The sequence below is a fragment of the Microvirga sp. GCM10011540 genome (assembly GCF_042650665.1).
GTDB classification, from domain to species: domain Bacteria; phylum Pseudomonadota; class Alphaproteobacteria; order Rhizobiales; family Beijerinckiaceae; genus Microvirga; species Microvirga lenta.
In genome coordinates, this window is the sequence record NZ_JBHSBQ010000087.1 from 1 (window position 1) to 2,739 (window position 2,739).

At 59.4% G+C, this 2,739-nt stretch carries 1 protein-coding gene; it reads right to left on the reverse strand.

Going from position 1 to position 2,739, the window contains the following annotated elements; genetic code table 11:
- Positions 1 to 114: 114 nt before the first annotated feature.
- Positions 115 to 450, reverse strand: coding sequence for an EamA family transporter (locus ACFOYU_RS15410; protein WP_377034269.1), 336 nt, complete (start codon positions 448 to 450; stop codon positions 115 to 117).
- Positions 451 to 2,739: the final 2,289 nt, after the last annotated feature.

The window sequence follows — 2,739 nt, forward strand, 5'->3', positions numbered from 1 at the left end:
AGCGCGATCATGGACTACCTGGAGCACCACAATGCTGACCCGAAACCCTTTGTCTGGACAGCCCCGGCCTCAGCGATCCTGGAAAAGATCGCCCGTGCGAAACAAGCGTTAGAGTCACAACACTAGCATAGCAACGGACAGCAGCGTCGTTATGGGCAGCCCGAGCTGGCTCACAACCGCCGCACTTGAAGGGCTGGCCGTCTTGATGCCCAGGAAGAATAGGGCAAAGCCGCCACCCCCCATAAGAAATCCAACCAGCAACATGCGCCATGTCGGTCGCGGGGCAGGCAGCAGCCATGGCAGAGCCACAACAGCCACGATACCAAAACGGATCGCCGCATAGAATAGGGGCGGGATCTCCATGCCTGAAACCACAATCTTGCTGATGACTGTGTGCGCCGCCCAAACGAAGCAGACAAAGAACATCAGAGAGAAATCGCGCAGGGACATGAGATTGCATAACTCGGCCCTATGATGCGCGGCAAATGCCGAGAACGTGGGGCTGGTATGTTCTCTCTCACACGAAACCTTACCCTTTCTTGGTTGACTTGCTGGCGGCCCTCAAGCTTGGGTCCCGGATGTGCCAGAAGCGGTTGCCCAGGGTTGCAGGGGACGTGGGCGCTTCCGCAGGCAGCATCGAGCACTCCTTGAAAAGGAGTGCTGAAATACTGGTAAACGTTACGACGATTTCGGCGATCCCTCTGACCCGCTAGGTATCACCACGAGCGGAGAGGGATCTTGCGATTTGTCTAGGCCAGTCCTTGACCCAGGAACGCCGTTCTTACTTGCTCCGTTGAGAACGAGCGCTGCCGTGCATCTCACGACGGACCCCGCTGTAGACACCGCAATCTTCGGGCTTGGAGTGGCGCCGCGCCCCAGCCAGAGTCCACCCCTATCCGCGCCCAGGACCAGCTTTGGAGACCGCCGATAATCTGACGTGCCGATATTTATGTACATATGTCGCTGGCCGGCAACTTTGGTCGAGCCGGCCTGCTCAGCCCTCACCTTGAGTTCGACGCCACGCCATGGTTCTGCGAGGCCAATCCCGGGAGCATTCCGCGCCTTTCTGAGCAGGGGTAGTCCAGCGTCTGGGCCGCTGATGCCCGTGAGAGCCGGCCAAGCTATTAGGAGCTTCACCAGCTGATCCAGTATGTCGCAACCCGGCTGGGGACGAGTCGCTGGAGGCCGACACTCGACTGCGTCGTCAGTCAGGCTGACGCCATGCAGTGGCTGGCCCAGAACCGGCCTGAGATTGCAGCAAGGCTCCGGAGTCAGAAAACAGTGCCATGCAGCTTTTTTCATGCCCGACTGCGTGGCGCGCTCGGCCCGAGAACGCTGGTCAAGGCTTGTCGACGAGCCGCTTGATCTCGAAGATTGTGCCGATCAGGAAGATCATGAACACAATGCCACTGAAGATGGTCGAAATGACGTTCCCGCTGACGTTGGGATTGTGGGCCACAGGTCGAGACCGCGCTGGGGATCGGGTCTTGAAAGTTCGGGCTCCCTTATTGCTGAGGTTCTGCGCGATCCTTGGGAACACTCATGGGAGGCCATGTTGGGGGGCCGATTGAGCCCGTGACGCAGTTCCCGGCCTAGAGACTATCAAGCAGCCCGATTGAAAAGCCAGCGCCAGCCCCGCTTCTGAGCGTCTTGCTGGACCTCGAGCGCCACCTCAGGCTTCTCACCCAGTTCAGGCGCCGCCTCGGCAACTTCCGTCTCTGCCACGGCCGCATGGGCCTCTTCGAGTAAGGAGTCGGCCTCGGTTGCAGGCTGGTGGGCGTGCCCGAGGGGGTGAGGATGCCATGGCCACAAGCTATGTCGCGGAGCCGTCTGCGCGTTATCAGACGAGATTTGTGGATGCCCGTGCGGGGCAGTGCCGGTTCATCGTCTCCGATGCGGTTGCTGATGAGGCGATCTGCTGCGGCCGCCGACCTCCGAGACATCCAGCTGGTGCTCCCGGCACCGGGAGGTCATGTTTGTGGCGCGTCGACCCGAGCGAGACCAGCGCAAGGCCGCTTGAAGAAGTGGTGGGGATCAACCAAGAACCGCCCTCCCCCTTGTATTCTCGACGGCAGTAACCATATCTCATTTGTGGGCGCTGCCAGTCAGGCAGGCTCCGAAGCCCCCTCTGACCCGCTGGTGCCTTGGATCGACTGGTGTCGATTGGATCCGGCTGCACGAGGCTGTGTGGACGTGTGATAAATCTCCCTTGCATTCGCCGGGAGATCGATTATGTGTCCCCTCCCGCGCCGCTGCGACAGCAGGTGGGTGCGTTTCTCCAGACGCGGTAACCATCAGTTCCCGGGCCCTTGCGCGGGAGCGATGTTGCGCCTTCTGAGACAAGCAGTTCGAGGCCTTGCAGGCCCGAGTGCGGGTTCTGAGAGGGAGCTCCTTGTGTCTGGCATAGTCCATGAGCGATGAAGGTTCGAAGGTATTCGAGCAGGTTCATTAGGCTCCTCTGGCGACAATCCGCACATGACTTGAGGGCTTTTTGGCTCTTGGCGTGACAGAACGCAGAAGCGCAATCGTTTCTGCGAACAAGATTGCTTTGTCAGTACTTGTTTGTGTTGCCTGTCCTGTCGAGAAAATCTTCAGATTTCTTTTCGATTGCTATTGACTTCTGGGTCGGGGCGTTCTAAATAGGATCCATCGACGGCGCGGTTCGGTCACGAACCTGACGCCGGAACGCTTCGGGAGCCGAACGGTCCGTGATGGGCGGTTTGGTTTACGAAGACGTTC